The 16,032-nt window shown below is 59.8% G+C and carries 18 protein-coding genes; 6 read left to right on the top strand and 12 right to left on the bottom strand.

The genetic code is table 11. The features are described 5' to 3' along the window. Nucleotides 1-385 precede the first annotated feature (385 nt). The 3 genes from HMPREF9069_RS08910 to HMPREF9069_RS09860 all read right to left on the bottom strand — a co-directional run bounded on the left by HMPREF9069_RS08910 (nt 386) and on the right by HMPREF9069_RS09860 (nt 1,502). Nucleotides 386-844: a UPF0158 family protein gene (locus tag HMPREF9069_RS08910; protein WP_021626567.1), complete on the bottom strand. Its 459-nt coding sequence runs from the start codon at nt 842-844 to the stop codon at nt 386-388. Between the two features lie 150 nt (nt 845-994). After that, complete coding sequence (locus HMPREF9069_RS09265; RefSeq protein WP_021626568.1) at nt 995-1,144, bottom strand: hypothetical protein; 150 nt, start codon at nt 1,142-1,144, stop codon at nt 995-997. Between the two features lie 67 nt (nt 1,145-1,211). Next, complete coding sequence (locus HMPREF9069_RS09860; RefSeq protein ID WP_156894184.1) at nt 1,212-1,502, bottom strand: type IV toxin-antitoxin system AbiEi family antitoxin; 291 nt, start codon at nt 1,500-1,502, stop codon at nt 1,212-1,214. A 194-nt stretch (nt 1,503-1,696) separates the two neighbouring features. On the opposite strand from HMPREF9069_RS09860, the gene HMPREF9069_RS09795 reads away from it, so the two are divergent. Continuing rightward, nucleotides 1,697-1,837, top strand: a complete 141-nt coding sequence (locus tag HMPREF9069_RS09795) for a helix-turn-helix domain-containing protein (RefSeq protein WP_084170357.1) — start codon at nt 1,697-1,699, stop codon at nt 1,835-1,837. A 564-nt stretch (nt 1,838-2,401) separates the two neighbouring features. Here the strand turns inward: HMPREF9069_RS09795 and HMPREF9069_RS07210 are convergent. The 5 genes from HMPREF9069_RS07210 to HMPREF9069_RS07225 form a co-directional block, all read right to left on the bottom strand. Then, nucleotides 2,402-3,244 (bottom strand): nucleotidyl transferase AbiEii/AbiGii toxin family protein, encoded by an 843-nt coding sequence (locus HMPREF9069_RS07210; RefSeq protein ID WP_021626570.1) that lies wholly within the window; start codon nt 3,242-3,244, stop codon nt 2,402-2,404. Further along, the gene (locus HMPREF9069_RS07215; RefSeq protein ID WP_232204058.1) at nt 3,241-3,909 is read right to left on the bottom strand and encodes a type IV toxin-antitoxin system AbiEi family antitoxin domain-containing protein; all 669 of its coding nucleotides are present in this window, start codon (nt 3,907-3,909) and stop codon (nt 3,241-3,243) included. Before HMPREF9069_RS07215 ends, HMPREF9069_RS07210 begins: the two co-directional genes overlap by 4 nt. 1,295 nt (nt 3,910-5,204) lie before the next feature. After that, a complete protein-coding gene (locus tag HMPREF9069_RS07220) occupies nt 5,205-5,786 on the bottom strand; it encodes a nucleotidyl transferase AbiEii/AbiGii toxin family protein (RefSeq protein WP_286127403.1) in 582 nt (193 codons plus the stop codon). After that, entirely contained in the window at nt 5,726-6,049 is a 324-nt protein-coding gene (locus tag HMPREF9069_RS09730; protein ID WP_021626575.1) for a nucleotidyl transferase AbiEii/AbiGii toxin family protein, read from the bottom strand. Before HMPREF9069_RS09730 ends, HMPREF9069_RS07220 begins: the two co-directional genes overlap by 61 nt. Further along, nucleotides 6,046-6,681 carry a type IV toxin-antitoxin system AbiEi family antitoxin domain-containing protein gene (locus HMPREF9069_RS07225; protein WP_021626576.1) on the bottom strand — a complete coding sequence of 212 codons (636 nt, stop codon included), beginning with the start codon at nt 6,679-6,681 and terminating at the stop codon, nt 6,046-6,048. The genes HMPREF9069_RS09730 and HMPREF9069_RS07225 overlap by 4 nt, the downstream gene beginning before the upstream one ends. A 227-nt stretch (nt 6,682-6,908) precedes the next feature. Here HMPREF9069_RS07225 and HMPREF9069_RS07230 point away from each other — a divergent pair, with 227 nt between their 5' ends. Both HMPREF9069_RS07230 and HMPREF9069_RS09620 read left to right on the top strand, forming a co-directional pair. Further along, entirely contained in the window at nt 6,909-7,490 is a 582-nt protein-coding gene (locus HMPREF9069_RS07230) for a helix-turn-helix transcriptional regulator (RefSeq protein WP_021626577.1), read from the top strand. Nucleotides 7,491-7,680: 190 nt separating this feature from the next. Continuing rightward, on the top strand, nt 7,681-7,893 hold the full coding sequence (locus tag HMPREF9069_RS09620) for a hypothetical protein (RefSeq protein ID WP_021626578.1): 213 nt from the start codon (nt 7,681-7,683) through the stop codon (nt 7,891-7,893). Nucleotides 7,894-7,970: 77 nt separating this feature from the next. Here the strand turns inward: HMPREF9069_RS09620 and HMPREF9069_RS07240 are convergent, their stop codons facing one another. The 4 genes from HMPREF9069_RS07240 to HMPREF9069_RS07255 all read right to left on the bottom strand — a co-directional run bounded on the left by HMPREF9069_RS07240 (nt 7,971) and on the right by HMPREF9069_RS07255 (nt 11,631). Then, entirely contained in the window at nt 7,971-8,753 is a 783-nt protein-coding gene (locus HMPREF9069_RS07240; protein ID WP_021626579.1) for an IS3 family transposase, read from the bottom strand. A 37-nt stretch (nt 8,754-8,790) separates the two neighbouring features. Continuing rightward, nucleotides 8,791-9,054 carry a hypothetical protein gene (locus tag HMPREF9069_RS09445; RefSeq protein ID WP_021626580.1) on the bottom strand — a complete coding sequence of 88 codons (264 nt, stop codon included), beginning with the start codon at nt 9,052-9,054 and terminating at the stop codon, nt 8,791-8,793. A gap of 276 nt (nt 9,055-9,330) precedes the next feature. Beyond that, on the bottom strand, nt 9,331-10,080 hold the full coding sequence (locus HMPREF9069_RS07250) for a transposase (protein ID WP_021626581.1): 750 nt from the start codon (nt 10,078-10,080) through the stop codon (nt 9,331-9,333). A gap of 120 nt (nt 10,081-10,200) precedes the next feature. Next, on the bottom strand, nt 10,201-11,631 hold the full coding sequence (locus HMPREF9069_RS07255; RefSeq protein ID WP_198009741.1) for an IS3 family transposase: 1,431 nt from the start codon (nt 11,629-11,631) through the stop codon (nt 10,201-10,203). A gap of 1,325 nt (nt 11,632-12,956) precedes the next feature. Here HMPREF9069_RS07255 and HMPREF9069_RS07265 point away from each other — a divergent pair. The 3 genes from HMPREF9069_RS07265 to HMPREF9069_RS07275 form a co-directional block, all read left to right on the top strand. After that, nucleotides 12,957-15,266, top strand: coding sequence for a Cna B-type domain-containing protein (locus HMPREF9069_RS07265; RefSeq protein WP_084170359.1), 2,310 nt, complete (start codon nt 12,957-12,959; stop codon nt 15,264-15,266). 209 nt (nt 15,267-15,475) lie between these two features. After that, nucleotides 15,476-15,724 (top strand): transposase, encoded by a 249-nt coding sequence (locus HMPREF9069_RS08920; protein WP_084170361.1) that lies wholly within the window; start codon nt 15,476-15,478, stop codon nt 15,722-15,724. Nucleotides 15,725-15,779: 55 nt separating this feature from the next. After that, a partial coding sequence (locus HMPREF9069_RS07275) for an IS3 family transposase (protein WP_021626586.1) occupies nt 15,780-16,032 on the top strand: 253 nt, incomplete at its 3' end.

A 16,032-nucleotide genomic window follows, 5' to 3' on the forward strand; every position in this document is an offset into this window, starting at 1 on the left:
AAAATTTGTGGATGGTTCGCTTTTCGAGTTATAGGAAAACGGGGGCTGCACTTCCAATGGAGCTGATGAATCGTGAACCCTTTTCGCATGTTGCAGTGCCGCGCTGTAGCACGTATTGCATCAAGATGCTACATTACGGTGATTACCTGCTCATTCGCACAAATACGAATGGACAGGAGTAATTGTGGATGATATGCGCGTGCTAGGCGATCTGGGGTTTTGAGAAGGGCTGTTGTAAGGGCGGATCCCTTAGGTGCGGCTGCCTGTTTGCGATACCGGGAAAGAATTCTACGCGATGCCGCTCCCGCGCGGCTCACTGTCAGCAGCCTGCGAGAACGCGAGCAGTGTAAACGGATATCGGGTGATTTGCCGACGCTGGTGCTGCTCAGCTAGCAGGCTCGATGCCGTTCTGCTCAAACCATGTGGACGCGATGTCCCTAAGGCGCTCCCTGCGGTATCCCCACCAAGCATCGAGCACTCCGTGCCGGCGCGCCTCGTCCTTGAACGAGCGATACGGATGTCGCGCGTACGCGGCATCAAGCAGCCATTCGCCCAGGGGATCTGGCTGGGACCGCGCGAAGTCGCGCATCCACCTAAGGTCCTCGATCTCATCTGCACCGGGGAGCGCTATCCAATCGGACGCCTCCAGATCTGGTTCGTCGCCTTGATCCCCCTCCGTGAGCAGCTCATCGACGTCGCCGTAGAAGCCGTCGAGGAACTTGTTGCTGAAGGTACTGTGGAACTCACCCGTCCCGATGTTGTAGAAGTACTGCAAGTCGTCTTCCTCAAGCAGACGGGTGACCGTGCCTACACTGAGGGGCTTCTCGGGCTCTAGCCAGCTCATGTTTCTCTCCGATCCTCTCTGACGCTGTCATGCGCCGGCTTACCTGCCGGAACCCTTACAATCCTCTTGGCTCGCCATGACTATGCAGGGCGACACAGGTCATTTCTAAACCCAGTAACTGACTCTGCGTTGCAGGAACATTCCGCTAGATTATCCATCCTTCCAAGGCAGAGAGGCAAGATTCCACCTCGCGTTCTTGTCGATATCGTCACGCAGTACGGATCCGAAAAAGTCCGAGGCAAGCTCGCACGCCGTATCGAACGTGGCGAACTCCTCCGGCGTCTCGAAAATCTCCCGCATCTAATCCCTCCTCAGATATCGGTAGAGTGGGAAGCCCTCCTCGAACCCACAGCGGACAGCAAGCCCGTCAACTTCTGACGAGAGTCGCTTCTCGTCCCCTATCAGGCTGCGTGACACGGCATCTCCCAGCACGCTCGCGGTGAAGCTCAGGTCCTCCCCCCGCTCGAGCAAGGTCAAGCACGGTCCGTGCGGGCGTCGTCGCTGGAACGCCAGAGACGACGGTCACGTCCCTGTCTTCTAGCTCCCTGTCGATGAACGAAAGACCGTTTCTGCGGGTCTGCCGCCTCCCGGGGTGCGAGAAGACTATCGGTGTAGGGCTGAGTTCTCCGATCCCGTGAAGCCACGCGATTGTGTTCATGGAGGCGGTGAAACCACCAGGACCCTTATCTCTCTCGTAGGACGGGGTTTCTGGCTCGAGCGATATCCACACTGCGATGACATCGCCCTCCCTGAGGGAGGGAGTCCCGCTACAGTCAGGGAGAGGATGCCGCGGAAGCACGCGCCAGCGCCGGGCTCAAGCAAGACGAGAGCAGATACCTAAGCGTCTCCAAGGTGGCTGAGTACCTGCAGGTCTCGTGCAACACCGTTTACAAGATGGTCAGGCTCGGACGAATCCCAGCAGTACACGTTGGCAGACTCTTGCGGATAAGCCTCCCCAAGTTCGGCAACGCCCTCTGCGGCGCGGACCGATAGACGCGCAAGAGAGATGCTCGTCCTCGACGCACGCTGACTTTCGCCGGCTCCGAACGAAGAATTCGGACCATCAGCCGCAAAACAGACCGGCACTCACAACAACCGCGTTCCGTCCAATGGGCGAAGCGTGCGTCGAGCGAGTGCGGTAAGACAAGTTCACGTGAGCCGATCTCGACCTCTCCGGAATCATCAGGAACGTCTTCGCAAGGACATACGGCTTCTGCCGCGAAGGAGACAGCTTCTACGAGAACTGGTCGGCAACTACCCACTTCCTCGGGATCTCGACTCGCCCGGGACCCGCGCCATCAACAAGCTCACCGACCGGAGGTTGATCGTGCACACTGGCGAGCACACCTTTCCAACGAGAGACATTATGCGGTGTTACTGGATCTCCGGCGATACCATAGCAGCCGCCCGCATGGAGACGGGCAGGGCGATCCTCCCTGACAGGATTTCACCCCCTGACGAGATGTCATCCCATGACACGATGCTCTTTTATTATCAGCCACAATTGCAGGGACTTCGTCTTGTTGCTATCTACGTTGCTCGTTTGAACGTCCTCACTCATATGCTCACTTCCAATATCTCTTTAGTCGTCTCGCAGCACTGTGCCAGCTCGATACCAGATGCATAAGGGTTCTTCTTCATATACTTATCCCAGAACGCAAGCATCGTCTGATCGGATGCAACCTCATCAAGGACCACCTGCCACCGTGCTATTCTCTCGGTGCTGCCGCGCTTCATACACGTGGCCTTGAGTGCCTTTCGCAGTGTGGGGATATCACAGCTATCATTCTTGGTCCGCCAAAGAAGATGTATGTCGTAGAAATCGCGCAGACGCGTATTGGTTACACCGCGGGAGACGACGGTTTCGAGTTTCTCAGCAAGCACTGTCTCGAGTGGGTAGGACATCAACCGAACGCTTCCCTCATCGAACAGGAGCGGGTAGTCATAGCCGATGGGACCCGGAGTTATGCTGTCGCCCGTAGTAACATCGATCGTGAGTGGCACCGACATCGGTGGGTAGACTGCCTTAAGATGCACGCGTATGCCCGGGTAGTCGTCGGTCTCCCTAATGTCCTCGGTGCGGTCGAACTTGAAGCTCCAATCATCATCTGCGCTCTCAGCAGCTACTTCGCGGAAGACTGCCTTGGCAGTCTCGTGCGTCAACGTGAAGTCGATGATTGTTGTATCGAGGTCCATCGTTGTCCTAGATGCCACTCCCACAAGGGAGGAGATGAGCATTCCGCCCTTGATGACGACGTTATCTCGCCATTTGGATCGTGAGAGACGCTCAAGGAGCCTCTCGAAGAGGTAGTTCTGCATCATGGACTGCGCAGGGATACCCGCCTCTTTCGCTCGGGCATTAATGCGCACCTTAAGTTGCATCGCGTTCTTGGTTCTCACAGCAGCACCCCTAGGTAGTTTCGAATCTTGGATTCCACGCCGAGAGCGCGGGCATAGGCAACGAGCTTCACTGGGTCACAACTTTTACTTCGCACGTAAACTTTCATCGTTGGAGTGATCAGCTGGGAATCGGGTGTGCTCTGGCCGCGCATGAGGTCGCAAAGCGTCCTCTCAATATTGTAGGCCCTAACTATGTTGCTGTATTCCGTCTTGACGGTACAGAGGCCCAGATCGAGAAGGTCATCAGCGCAGGTGCGGCATATGATGCCAGCTTCTCTGGCAGAAGATGCGTTGTAACTTCTAGGGAAGGTCATTGTGAGCGCAAAGGGCGCACGGTCGGTCATGCCGTGGAGGAAGAGCGCTGTATCATCCGAGAAGATTCCACGCGAGAAGCGATACTGGGCGATGTAGAGAGGGTCCTCCCATACGTCAGGGAGCGCGTAAAGACCTCGAGCGACCTGGATGAGTTCACCAGCGTTCACAGCTTCTGCCAGCTTGCGCCTAGGGATATCGGCATCCGTCGCCTGAGTAGAGGTGACGTAGCCGTTGTTGTTCATGGCTATATCCATCAGGGTGTCCGTGGTGACTCCTCTCTTGTTTGTACCAATACGCTTAAAATTATCTAATGTTAAGCATGAATGTACAACCAGCAGCAAGGTTGCCACAAATCCTCTGCAATCGTTACTCTCGCATTGCGACTGCCAGTTTTTGAGGGAGGATCGGTCCCGAAATACCACATTACAGTTGACTACATGATGGCGAACGTTCGAAGCAAGGTAGGGTACTTTCCGATTAAAGAGTGACAGATTCGATAGAAGAGCAATATGTTTGGGCTGGGAAAATGATCATTTGTGTAACGCAACATTGGGATAACCTACATCAGTACCGGGGTGCTCAGAGCAAACGGTGTCGGGAATAGGAAGCCATAGGCTGGGACAATGGCGATGCACGGGACGAGACGTGTACATTCAGGCAGGCACTCGGGCCGTCAGAGACACATGATAATGGTCTCGAGTATGCAGATTGCGGCCGCCCCGATCAGAATGCCGCCTACGGCGCAGCCAAGCTCGTCTCTCTTCTGAGCCTCAATCTGTTCGTTGGTCGATTTCCAGTTCCCAGCGATGGTTCTATAGCCCTTGCCGCAGATGAGAAGGACTCCCTAAACAATCAAGACGAGGGAGATAACGAGCAGAACTATGACGCCGATGGGCTTCATTCGTGTTCAACCTTTCTCCTCGCATGCAAAATAGAAATCTTTCGGGATTATAGCATGGGTGCAAACAACGAAATAATCGCCCCGGTGGTTGGAGAAGCAAACTGAACCTAGATGCAATAATAGGGTCAAGGCCCTAAACACATGCGCAGCTGCAGCGGAGACCTCTGCAGCTGCGCACAAGTATCTGGCTCTAGTTCCGACTAAGGATGCGCAAGCTCAATCAGTAGTCGGGGATCAACAGAGTAATCGCCAATCCGGAAAAATAGAAGCAAAGTGACTACCATTTACCACTGCTCTAAACTGGGCTTTCTATTCCCACTCGATGGTTGCGTAGCCCGTTTCCGTGTAGTCAGCAGGATGCGTAAGCTGGGGCTCCCCCTACTCTCCTATCGCGAGAACCGTGTAGTCACCCTGTAGTCAGCGGTGATTACATGCCCTGTAGCCACTTGGGGAGAGTATTTTCACCTAATCGAAGAGTGACACGTTTGACCTGCGGAAACACAGTTCGATTGCGTGCAACTGATTACATGGTCGGAAACGGCGATAAAGAGCTGGGGCTCTCCCCAACCCAAGAGCGACGATTCCCAAGTGAAGAGCGGCAGCTCTGAACTGGGAAAATGAGGCTTTCAGCTCATCGGGTGACCACATGCCTATTGTTCATGATGAGGCTTCGTCGTCGCGGGTAGATGAGTTTCAAATTCACATGCCTCGTCGCAACAAACCCTCGCTAATCGCATGCGCTCCCTAGAGGTTGGCTCTTTTCCCGATTATGCGAACAGCGTCCATGGCATCCACCACCGAGACTGCGGAGGCATACGGATTCAGACGCGTATACGCGCTCCATATGCGGGCAATCTCATCGGAGCCTTCAATCTCTCGACTAACAAGCTCATAGTCTTTCATAATGTCTGAGGAACCGCGATGCTCCGACGTCCGCTGTATAGCCTCCCGCAGCGTCTCCCAGTCAATCGTCTGTTCGTACAGTCTTACGAGCGTGGCGAGGTCGTACAGATCTCGGGCACGTGTGGTAGCGACACCACGCTTCACTACCGCCTCGAACTTCTCTGCGATACACGTCTCTAACGGGTACGACATCAAATGAATCGACCCCTCCCCGAACAGGGTGGGGAACTGGTATTCAATCTCCCTCGGGGTGATGACGTCACCCGCCGTGACATTAACCTTCAATGGCGTCCTCATACGCCCGAATGTCGCAGTCAGATGCGCACGCAATCCGCCGTAGTCGTCGTCCTCGCGGATGGGCTCTACTCGCTCGAACGCGAAGGCAATGCCGTCTTCCAGGTCGACAGAGCAAATCTCCTGCATGGCAAAGAGATCGATTCGTCGTCAAGTGGCAGGGCCCTAACAGTTGCGTCCAGATCCATGGTAGTGCGCTGCGCCACGCCCATCATTGAGGAAAGAAGCAGCCCTCCCTTGATGACGAATTGTTCACGGTAGCGCGTCCTCTCTAGTCTCATGAGAAGGTGCTCGAAGAAGTAGCGCTGCATGATCTCCTGGGCAGAGAGGCCGTGCTCCTTTGCCAGGGCCTTCGCTTTGCCTCTCAGACTCGCATCGTTGAGGATCGTCATGACAGCACCTCCAAGTACGTTTGAAGTTCCGAGGTCACGCCCATCGTCTTCGCGTAGCGCATCAGCTGGGGCAAGTCTTTCCCAGGGGAACCGAAGTACGCGTTCACGGCCTGCCCGAGGAGCTGGGTGTCCGCCCCTCCACGCTTGCGGGCGAGCACGAGGTCGCAGATGCTGCGTTCGCGGTCGTGAAGCAGCAGCGTCGTACCTGTGGGGGACTCGCCTTGCACTACGCCCAAACCATAGAGCCCCTTGCTCTCGTGCGAAACAAGGCAGTTGGGGAACTCCCCTACTATGCCATCTTCCTTGTATCCCCGGGGGAGCGAGACCTCGTACACGCCCGGCACGATGTCGGTCATGCCGTGGAGGTAGAGCGAGCTGCTGCAGCGAAAGACGACCTTCGGCCAGCGAAGCGAGATGACGGCGAAGTCATCCAGCGATGTGTCCGCGAGCGCAAAGACTCCGCGACTCTCCTTGACCGCTACGCCCTGGGAGACGAGCAGCTGCAGCATGCTCGACGAGAAGCCCGCCTCGCGTGCCTGTTTGGTGGTGATGCGACCGGCGCTTTCATGCATGAACTCTATAAGGGCGTCCTTCTTCGTTTTTCCTCCAATGGTAAGACATGCGGCAATCATACTTATAATATCGTATATATTGCCATAGTCTCAGATGCGATTAGGTAATTTAAGGCCTGCATGGGGACGCAGAAAGCACCAGGCCACACCCACTGTCAAAGACATTCGACATCGAAGCAGGCCCTCTTCTGTCGCGATTCCAAAGCCCTTTGGCTGCAACCGGGTTAGAATCGCCGTACCTTCGCGAGCGAGCGGGGCGGCAGACGGACCACCCGGAAAGGAAGTCGATGGAACTCGGGAATCTCATACGGAAGCACCGCACAGCGGCGGACATGTCCCAGGACGACCTCGCGCAGGCAATCTTCGTATCGCGCCAGACCGTCTCCAACTGGGAGACGGGAAGGACCTGCCCCGACGTGCAGAGCCTGCTGCTCATGAGCAACCTGTTCGAGACCTCCATCGACGAACTCGTGAAGGGAGACCTGGAAATGATCGAATCACAGCTGAGCAAGGACGCCAAGGCCATGAAGGCCCTGGGCAGGGTGGTGGCCGCCTCCCTCCTGTTCGCCATCGTCGCGCCTGCCCTCGGCCTGAACCTCTGGGATTGGCAGCTTACCCCGACCGCCGTCATCTTCGTGATGGGCCGGGGCATCGGCATGGCCACAGCGGTCGGCATCGAAGTGATCAAGCGGCGCCACAACATCGACACCTACCGCGATATCTCGGACTTCATGCAGGAACGGGCCCCCGAGGGCAGCGAGCGCAAGGAGGACCGCACGAGGGAAAGCCTTGCTCTCTCTCGGTGGACATGCGCTCGCTCCTGGGGGCCGCAGTTGGCGCAGGCCTCGTCATCGCCGTTGCCGCACTGATGGGCGTCCTCTGAAAGGGCCGGCCAAGCTGGTAGATGCCACACCAAAGCCCGTCGCATATGCCTGCAGCGGGCTTTGAGTTGGTTGTCAAGCGAACCCGCTGTTAATGCCCTGCGGGGCCAGCCGGGACATATATGCACCTGAGCGAACTCCGATGCCGATTGGGAATTCGAGACATTCGAACAGGGCTATGCGCGGCGACCTTGAGCTCGTGAAGGTGGGCGCAGGCGACTATAACCGCCTTGGTAGCGTTCCCTTCAAGGTCACGAGCAAGACAACCGGCGAGAGCCACACAATCGTGACCGACGCGAACGGCTACGCCTCGACGGCTTCTAGCTGGAACGCGCACACCTTCAACACCAACGCAGGCACTTCCGAATCGGGAATCTGGTTCGGCTCATGAACTGGCTGAGCATATCCGACACGAATGAGCCATTTCTTACGAAAGCCCACCGTTGATAGTGACCACATCCTAGACCATCAGGCAGCCTTCGTGGTGATACCTGTGAAGTACCAGGATGAGGGAGTCTCATAGTCGAGAGACTGATGGATGCGCCGGTCGTTGTAGTACGTGACAAAGCCCGATATCAGCCTTTCAAGCTCTGCGGGAGTTGAGTATTCCGCCGTCCTCAGGCACTCACTCTTGAGCGTGCGAAACCACCTCTCGACCAACACGTTGTCCCTCCAGCGGCTCTTGCCGTCCATGGACTGGGTGATGTGGCAGGTCTTGAGGAGGCCGGCGTAGTCCTCAGAGCCGAAGACGGATCCCTGGTCAGAGTTCATGATCGAGGATATCCCGTGCTCCCTGAACGCGTCTTCCGCGCACCTCACAACCTCGTTTGCCTTCATGGTGTCAGAAAGTCTCCAGGAGACGATGCAGCGGCTATACCAGTCGATGATGGCGGTGAGGTACATATGATGCCCTCCGATCTGGACGTAGGTGATGTCTGTCGACCGCACCTGGTTGGGAAACGAGATGACCTTGTCCTTCAAGGGGTAGCCGAACTTCCTGGAATGCTTGGTGGGTTTTGATAGGGACGGAAGCGGGCAGCAGGGCTTCACGTTCATCTCGCTCATAAGGCGCCTCACGTGCCAGCGGCTGACCTCGTAGCCTTCCTGGTCGAGCACTCTCGCGATCCTCCTTGCCCCGTAGGCCGGGCTCTCGAGGTGTATCCGATCGATCTCGGCCATGAGGCGCTCGTCTTCCTCAGGGGTTGTCTCTTCCGTCTCCTTGGGCTCGTAGTAGGTGGAGCTCCTTGCCACTCCTAGAAGCTCTGAGGCGCGCTTCCTCGTGAGCTTGTCAGGACGGCTGTCCTTTGCGGCCTGGCACCTCCCCTGGGTCGTAGCCGCACTCGTCACAAAACCGCTGGAGAAAGTCGCGCTCGACGGTGAGCTGGCCTATGGTCTTCAGCAGCTCGTCGTGCTCCTTCTCGGCGGCTTTCTCCCGCTTCTTTCTCTCGGGTTCCTGCCTTGTCTTGCCGAAGACGTCCCCTGCCCCTTCTTCTAAGAGCTGGTCTCCCCACTGTGCCGCGACCGATGGCTGGATGTTGTTTTCCGAGGCCACCTGGGAGAGAGCCTTGTCCCCCTTATGACCTCGAGGGCCACTCTCATCTTGAACTTGGGAGGGTAGTGCCTTCTCGTCGTCTTGCTCATGTTCAAAGCCCTTTCTGTGCTCATCAGCACATTGTCGGGCTTTCGTAAGCTCAAGAACAAACGTGTCTAGAAACTGGCAGCCACATCATCTCCTCTCGCGGAATTTATATTTTTTTCGATTTTTCTCTATTACATTGAAATTGTATTTATAATATCGGACTCTGTCGTTTGTCTTCCGGTTATGGTGCTATGAGAACCCTTCTGCCGCATTCCCGCTGGCCGGAGAGGCTCCCTTCCCGCCCATGAGCGTCCGGAGGGTGCAGCCCGAGATCGCCCTGACATCGCCCCTGGACAGATTGAAGTGCAGGAGGGGTAGCCCTGTGCGTTCCGCGATCTCCTCGATGATGGGCGCCCGTCTCGAGACGTTGACGTACTTCCTCTCGGAGACCTGGCAGACGTTCAGGCCGCGGAGGAGCCCCATTACGTCCTCCGAGCGGTAGCGCCCTCCCAGGACCTTCTCCTGCAGCAGCCTCACCAGGAGCACGGCGATGTAGCAGACGAGGAAATACCCGGTGACCGTGCTCTGCCTCTGCAGGTAGACCGGCCTCGCGTCGAGCTCGGACTTCATGACCCTGAAGGACTCCTCTATCCTCCACAGCCTGTGGTAGGCGGCATATATCTCCTGGGCGGGCATGCCCGTCTCCGACGTCACGATCATGTTGTAGCCGGCGGCCTCCTCGATCCGGTACAGCACGCCCCCGTGCCCGTCGCCGACGTCGGCCCACCCCTCGTCCGAGAGCGCCCATGCCCTCTCCGCGGCCGGCAGCCCCTTCACCGACTTCGAGAAGATGTAGCCGTCCCTCGCGAGCGCCGCGTCCGCCACGTCGTCCGCGCAGTCGAGGCCCTTATCCGCGACCCTCACGGTCCGCCCCGTGGCCGCATCGCGCTCCCTGAGCTGGGAGATGACCTTCCTGATCTGGGGCTTCTCTTCGAGCACGGAGCCACGGCGCGCGCATAGACGAGCGAGGGGAGCAGGTCCGCGAGGGGGAGGCGGGAGCCGTAGGGCCTCTGCAGCAGCGAGAGGTCCGCCGCCGTGCCGAGCGTGTTTTTGATAGCTTTATTTTTCAGGGATGGGGCTGCGGTGGAGAACTTGGACCGGATGCCTTCTACCAGCTGCTATCCTCTGACCCGCAGCCATCCATCCCAGGCTCCATCGCGTCGGCTTCACGCTCCAGGGCCCGTGCGAGCTCCCGGACGACCTCTGGACATGATGCCTGGGAAGCAAGCTCCCCGAGCGAGACCTGCGCATGGACGAGGAGCCTGCTGCGGTCCCCAGGATATGGCTCGGCATGCGTCGCAGGGGCCTCGCGGAAGGGGGCGCAGTCCCCGTCCGCACCGTCGGCCATGAGGCACACGACGACGTCTGCGTCCATGCCCGTCTCCTGCATGGCCCCTGACAGCCTGGAAGCTTCCATATGCCTCTCCCCCATGCAGCCAGCCCCAGCTCCCTACGGTACTGCGTCGGGCTCCCGTGGCCAAGGTCGCTCTTCAGCCTCAGGTCCCTGTACCAGACGAGACAGGCGCCCAACATCTTCATGAACTCCACGACGGGGACGCCCCTCCAGTCGCGGCCGTAGAGGAATTCCACCTGGAGCCTCCCGAAGAATCCCTCGCACCTCGCACTGTCCGGGCCCCTGCCCTTCCTCGACATCGACCTGGCGAGCCCATGCTCCTCGCATGTCGCGACCCATCCCGGCCATCGGTAATGGCAGCCGCGGTCGCTGTGGATTATGGGAGACTCGCCCCCATGCAGCTGGCTGCAGGCGCCGGGGAGCGACGAGTTGGCCATCTCCGCATCCGGCGACGTGGAGGGCAACCAGCTCAGCGGGAGGCCGTCGAAGCAGTCGAGGACCGGCGAGAGGTAGACCTTGCCGACAGGGATGCGGAACTCGGTGACGTCGGTTATCCAGACCCCGTTCGGGGCTTCGGCGCCGAAGTCGTGCTTTCCTCCCTCGTCCATGAGCAGGTTGGGGGGCGTCTCGGACATCTCGCCTTCGTGGGAGCCGTACCGGCGCCCCCTCTTCGGCGTCCGTGCCGCCAAGCCCCCTTCCGCCACGATGGCCCTCACGGTCCGTTCCCCGATGCGCGCACCGGATCCGGCGTTGACCTGCTTCCAGATGCGCCTGTAGCCATATGCTCCTCCGCTCCCCTCGAAGGCGGAGACGACAGCTTCCCGGGCTGCCGCGCGCTCCGCGGCCTCGCCCCCGAGCCTGGCGGCCCTGGCATGTTCATAGCTGCTCTTGGCCATGCCCACCGCCGGAAGCAGGCCCTTCAGCCTCCACTTCGCCCTGAGCCTGTCGACCAGCTCGGCCTTCTCCCGGTTCGTCAGCCGGTTCGGGTCGGTGCCCAGGCCTTTTTTCATGATCTCGGGGGTCGCCTCGCGGATGTCGGGCTCGAGCTGCACCTGCCTGGGCTGCGGCTTCGCCTCTCTCGGCATGTCCTGCAGCTGCCCGACGCCGTCGGGCAGGCCATCGATTCCACCGTCCACGGAAAGGCCTCTCCCTGGGGCGCTCCGCCACCCCCGCCATTGTGGCCCAGGATCTCCCTCCGCCACCGGAACGGGACCGATCCCGACACGCCGTGCCTTGCGGTGACCTCGGCGGCGGTCCCCGCTCCGGCCTCGAGCTCCGCCACCGCTTGCGCCTTCTCGGCGATGGATGGCGGCTCCGCCCTTGCAGGCCGGCTGCGGGCCTCCCTCTGCCCGGGCGCCAGCCCGTCTATCCAGGCGGCGAGGAGCTTCGCGCTGCCGGGACAGCCGAGCATCCTCATGGCCCGGGCGAACCCCCTGCCATGCCCGAGGCAATGCTCGACCGCCCTGCGCCCCTGCTCCTCCGAGCACCTTGGAGCGCCCTGCCGTGCAGGCATCGGGATCTTCCCTGTGGACTCGTACTCCCTCCACCATGCCTTGGGCGTCGGCGGAGTGGGGTAGCCGAGCTCGGCTATCGCGTCTGCATGGCTGTGGCCGAACCTGATGAAGGTCTCGATGGCCTTCTCCCTCTGCTCCATGCTGAACATGGCGGCGTCCTTCCTGTCCCCTTCCGGTCCAAGTTCTCCACCGCAGCCCCAAACCTAAAAATCAAAGTTGCAAAACACACGGGGGGACGTGCGCGAGAGCGCCTGGGAGACGGGCGCCGTCGAGGGGAGGAAGGCGGACACCCAATGCCCGCCCATGCTCTGCCACAGGCCCCCCGGCCCCCGGCGAGCGCGACGCATCGCTTCCGACGGGCGAGGCCGACTCGGAGCCCGGGGGCAAGCTCGCCTGGCTCTGCCCCTGCGACCTCTTCGCCCAGGCCTTCGGAGAGGACGCGGAGCATCTCCTCGAGGCCTTCGGCATCGAGAGGACGGCCCCGGCCGACCTCGGCCTCACGCCCCGGTGCCTCGAGCGCGAGCGCGCGCGAAGGGGCGAGGCGCCCCTCGCCTAGCCAGCCCCCTGACAACCTGACGCGTTCCCGTCGGACCGTTCGGCTGGCCTTTGGACGTGCCCCGGACGGCTGGGGACACCCTTGTGCCAAGACTCAGCCGAACGCCCCCTTGCGAGCCCATCATCTGGGAAGACGGTGCCGCGGGGGCTCCCGGCAAGACGAAGGGGCGTTCCGATAAGTGCGGGAACGCCCCTTAGAGCTCATTCGTTCGGATGAGATTTGGATTCAACCGGTAGCGGTCTTTTCCGTCCATGTTCTGGCATTCCGCACATTGGCTTTGCGTCTCGCACGCAGATTTAGCTTGCGTTTTTCAGGAGGGTAAAGTATATGTACTTGCATGGGGTTTTATGCCTAAAAGCCGTTTGCGAGAATAAAACAGAAAGGACCACGAATGAGAAAGAAGCTATGTTGCTTCATGAGCGTGGTGCTTGCGCTCAGCATCTGTATGCCCGGAGGGGCCGTCCAGGCGATAGCCGATGACAGCGCTACTGCTGCGACGGAGCCCGCCGCGACGGCAGAAACGCAAGGCACCGCGGCCTCCGAACAGGCTGCCGGCGAGCTGGAAGACACCCGAGACGCAGAGGAGGACGCGGTATCGGCAGATACCGTAGCTGCGGACGAGGACGCTCAAAGCGTCTTGCCCCTGGACGGCAGCGACGAGGCGCCCGACGAGGGCTCGCAGGCGAACGAGACCAGGGGCAGCCCGGCAGAAGAAGTCGACTCCACTGCCGCCTCCGATTCTGTCCTGCGTGCCCCCGCCGCTCTGCGCGGCGTCGAACTTCCGAATGTCGTCACGAACGCTCACGTGACCACCTCCACCGGCACCACGCCGGTGAACGTCGGTCCTTGGCAGGCGTTCAAGATCCACTTCCACTACGTTCTCCCCAACCTCACGGCGCACGAGGGGGATACCACCACCATAGAGCTGCCGGCCGGGTTCAGGAGCGCCGCCCCGACCGACTTCGTGATTAAAGACGGCGACCACATCATCGCCAGAGGTAAGACCGATCCCACCAACACGAAGTACATCCTCACCTACACGGACTACGTGGAAGGCAAGTCCGACATCTCGGGCGACTTTTCGGTGAACGCCCAGATCGATAGCGACGTCCACACCCAGTCCGGTGTGCTGCCGGTGAACCCCGTGGTGAGTGGCGAGACGGTGCCGGCGGGTTCCGTCAACTACACGGTGCACGTCGAGACGGCCTTGCCCATCATCAAGTCTGGTTGGGCGAACGCCTTCGACACCACCAAGGGTGTCTGGCAGATCAAGATCAACCAGGACGGCAAGGAATATACGGATGCCGTGCTCGACGACACGCTCCTAACCCCCGGCGTGTCGATCGATCCCGATTCGCTCGAGGTGTTCGAGGGCACCTGGCAGCTGCAGGGCACGAGCTACAAACTTGTCGGCCAGACCGACGTCACCAGCCAGTACCTCCCCCAGTTCATTTCCACCGGCACGACGTTCAAGCTCGGGTTGGGTCATATCCCCGCTTCCAAGGGGCTGCTGGTGCGCTTCCAGACCAAGATCTCCTACACGCCTCTCCCTGGAGAGAAATTCGAGAACAAAGGGACCCTTACCGACAACGGCGTAAGCAAGGAAAGCAAGGCCTACTACCTTCTGCCGACTGCTGGCGGCACCGGAGAAGGGTATAACTACACGATCAACATCAAGAAGACCGATGAGATGGGCGCCCCTCTTGCAAACGCAGTGTTCGATATCGTGCGTACCCGCACCGGTGCGGTTGTCGGTCAGGTGACCACGAACGCGTCCGGCGAGGCGAGCCTGTCAGGCCTTCTGCGCGATAGCTACGTCATCAAAGAGACCACTCCGCCATCAGGGTATCTTGCGGCTGACGACCAGGCGGTTATCGACACTGACTTTCCTCTCACGACCAAAAGCGTGACGAAGACGTTCGTCGATAAGGCTGCTCCGACCACGGTCGACGTTGCGGTCGAGAAGGCGTGGAACGACAACGGCGATCAAGACGGGATCCGTCCCTCCTCGGTCAAGGTCAGGCTGTTCGCCGACGGTGCGCCCACTGACAAGATAGTGACGCTCGATTCGGCCGGTTCATGGAAGGGTTCCTTCACGGGCCTTGATCAGAAGGATGCATCGGGTAACGATATCGCCTATACGGTGGAGGAAGATCCGGTTCCGCTGGGATACACTTCGGCGGTGACCGGTGACGCTGCGGCGGGGTATACGGTCACGAACTCGCACGACCCCGAGACCACCTCGATCCCCGTGGAGAAGAAGTGGGTCGGCGGCGAGGGAGGTCCCGTGACCATCCACCTGCTCGCCGGCGGGGCGGACACCGGCAAGGTCCTGACGCTGTCCGCCGACAACGGCTGGGCGGGCTCCTTCGACGGTCTTGCCAGGTATGCAGACGGATCCGAGATCGCCTACACGGTGAGCGAGGACGCCGTCGAGGGCTACGCCTCCGAGGTCTCCGGCGATGCCGCCTCCGGCTTCATCGTGACCAACACGAAGGCAGACACCCCGGGCAAGCCCGGCGGCGGGTCCGGGACGACGCCCAAGGGCTTCCTCCCGAAGACAGGCGACGAGGGTATGCTGCCTATTGCCCTCCTGGCGGCTGCGAGCCTGGCGGCCCTCCTCGCTGCGGCTTTCGCCCGCCGCAGAGGGTCGGCAGCGCGCCAGGGAGCAGGCAACCACGCACTCCATCAGAAGCGATAGGAGCTCGACTGCACCGTAAAGACGGACTGAGACATCCAGCCTGAAACCCCAATCGCCGTCCCGGCCGGAAGCGAGGAGATCGCCCCGGCCGGGACGGTCTGCTTATGCTGCTAGGAAAGGATGACCTGTATCGTTATTTCGGACACGCAGAAGTGAGGGTGTGTTTCCTCATATAGACTGCGTATGACACCAACCGAAAGGACGATGCAATGGTAGATAGAAACCCAAACAAGTACACCGAGGAGTTCAGGCGCGAGGCCGCCGACTACGTGATCTCCTCTGGCAAGTCGATTGCCGAGTGTTGTAAAGAACTCGGGCTTTCCGACAAGACCGTGGGCAAGTGGGTAGCCAAGCGCAAGAGGCAGCTTGCGGCAAGACTGACCCAAAACAGGAGGACCGCGAGCTGCGTGAGGCCAGAAAACGCATACACGAACTCGAGCAGGAGAATGCCTTCTTGAAAAAAGCCGCCACCTTCTTCGCGAAAGACCAGGCCTAAGCAACAAATACCGGCTCATGCATGCGGAGAAGGCGAACTTCAAGGTGAATATGATGGCAAGACTTCTAGAGGTGAGCAGGTCTGGCTTCTACGAATGGGAGAGGAGACGTGGCTGGGAGGATCTGTGGGCAGGGGTCCGCGAGGCTGCAAGGCGCATCTGGATCGAGTCTGATGGCCGCTTCGGTTTCCGCTTCGTGCATGCCTGCCTTCCCGATAAATTCTCACACCTGACACCCTACAGGGTGCGCAAGCTCATGCGCGAGCTGGGCA

The organism is Atopobium sp. oral taxon 810 str. F0209, from assembly GCF_000466405.1.
Lineage (GTDB): Bacteria > Actinomycetota > Coriobacteriia > Coriobacteriales > Atopobiaceae > Olegusella.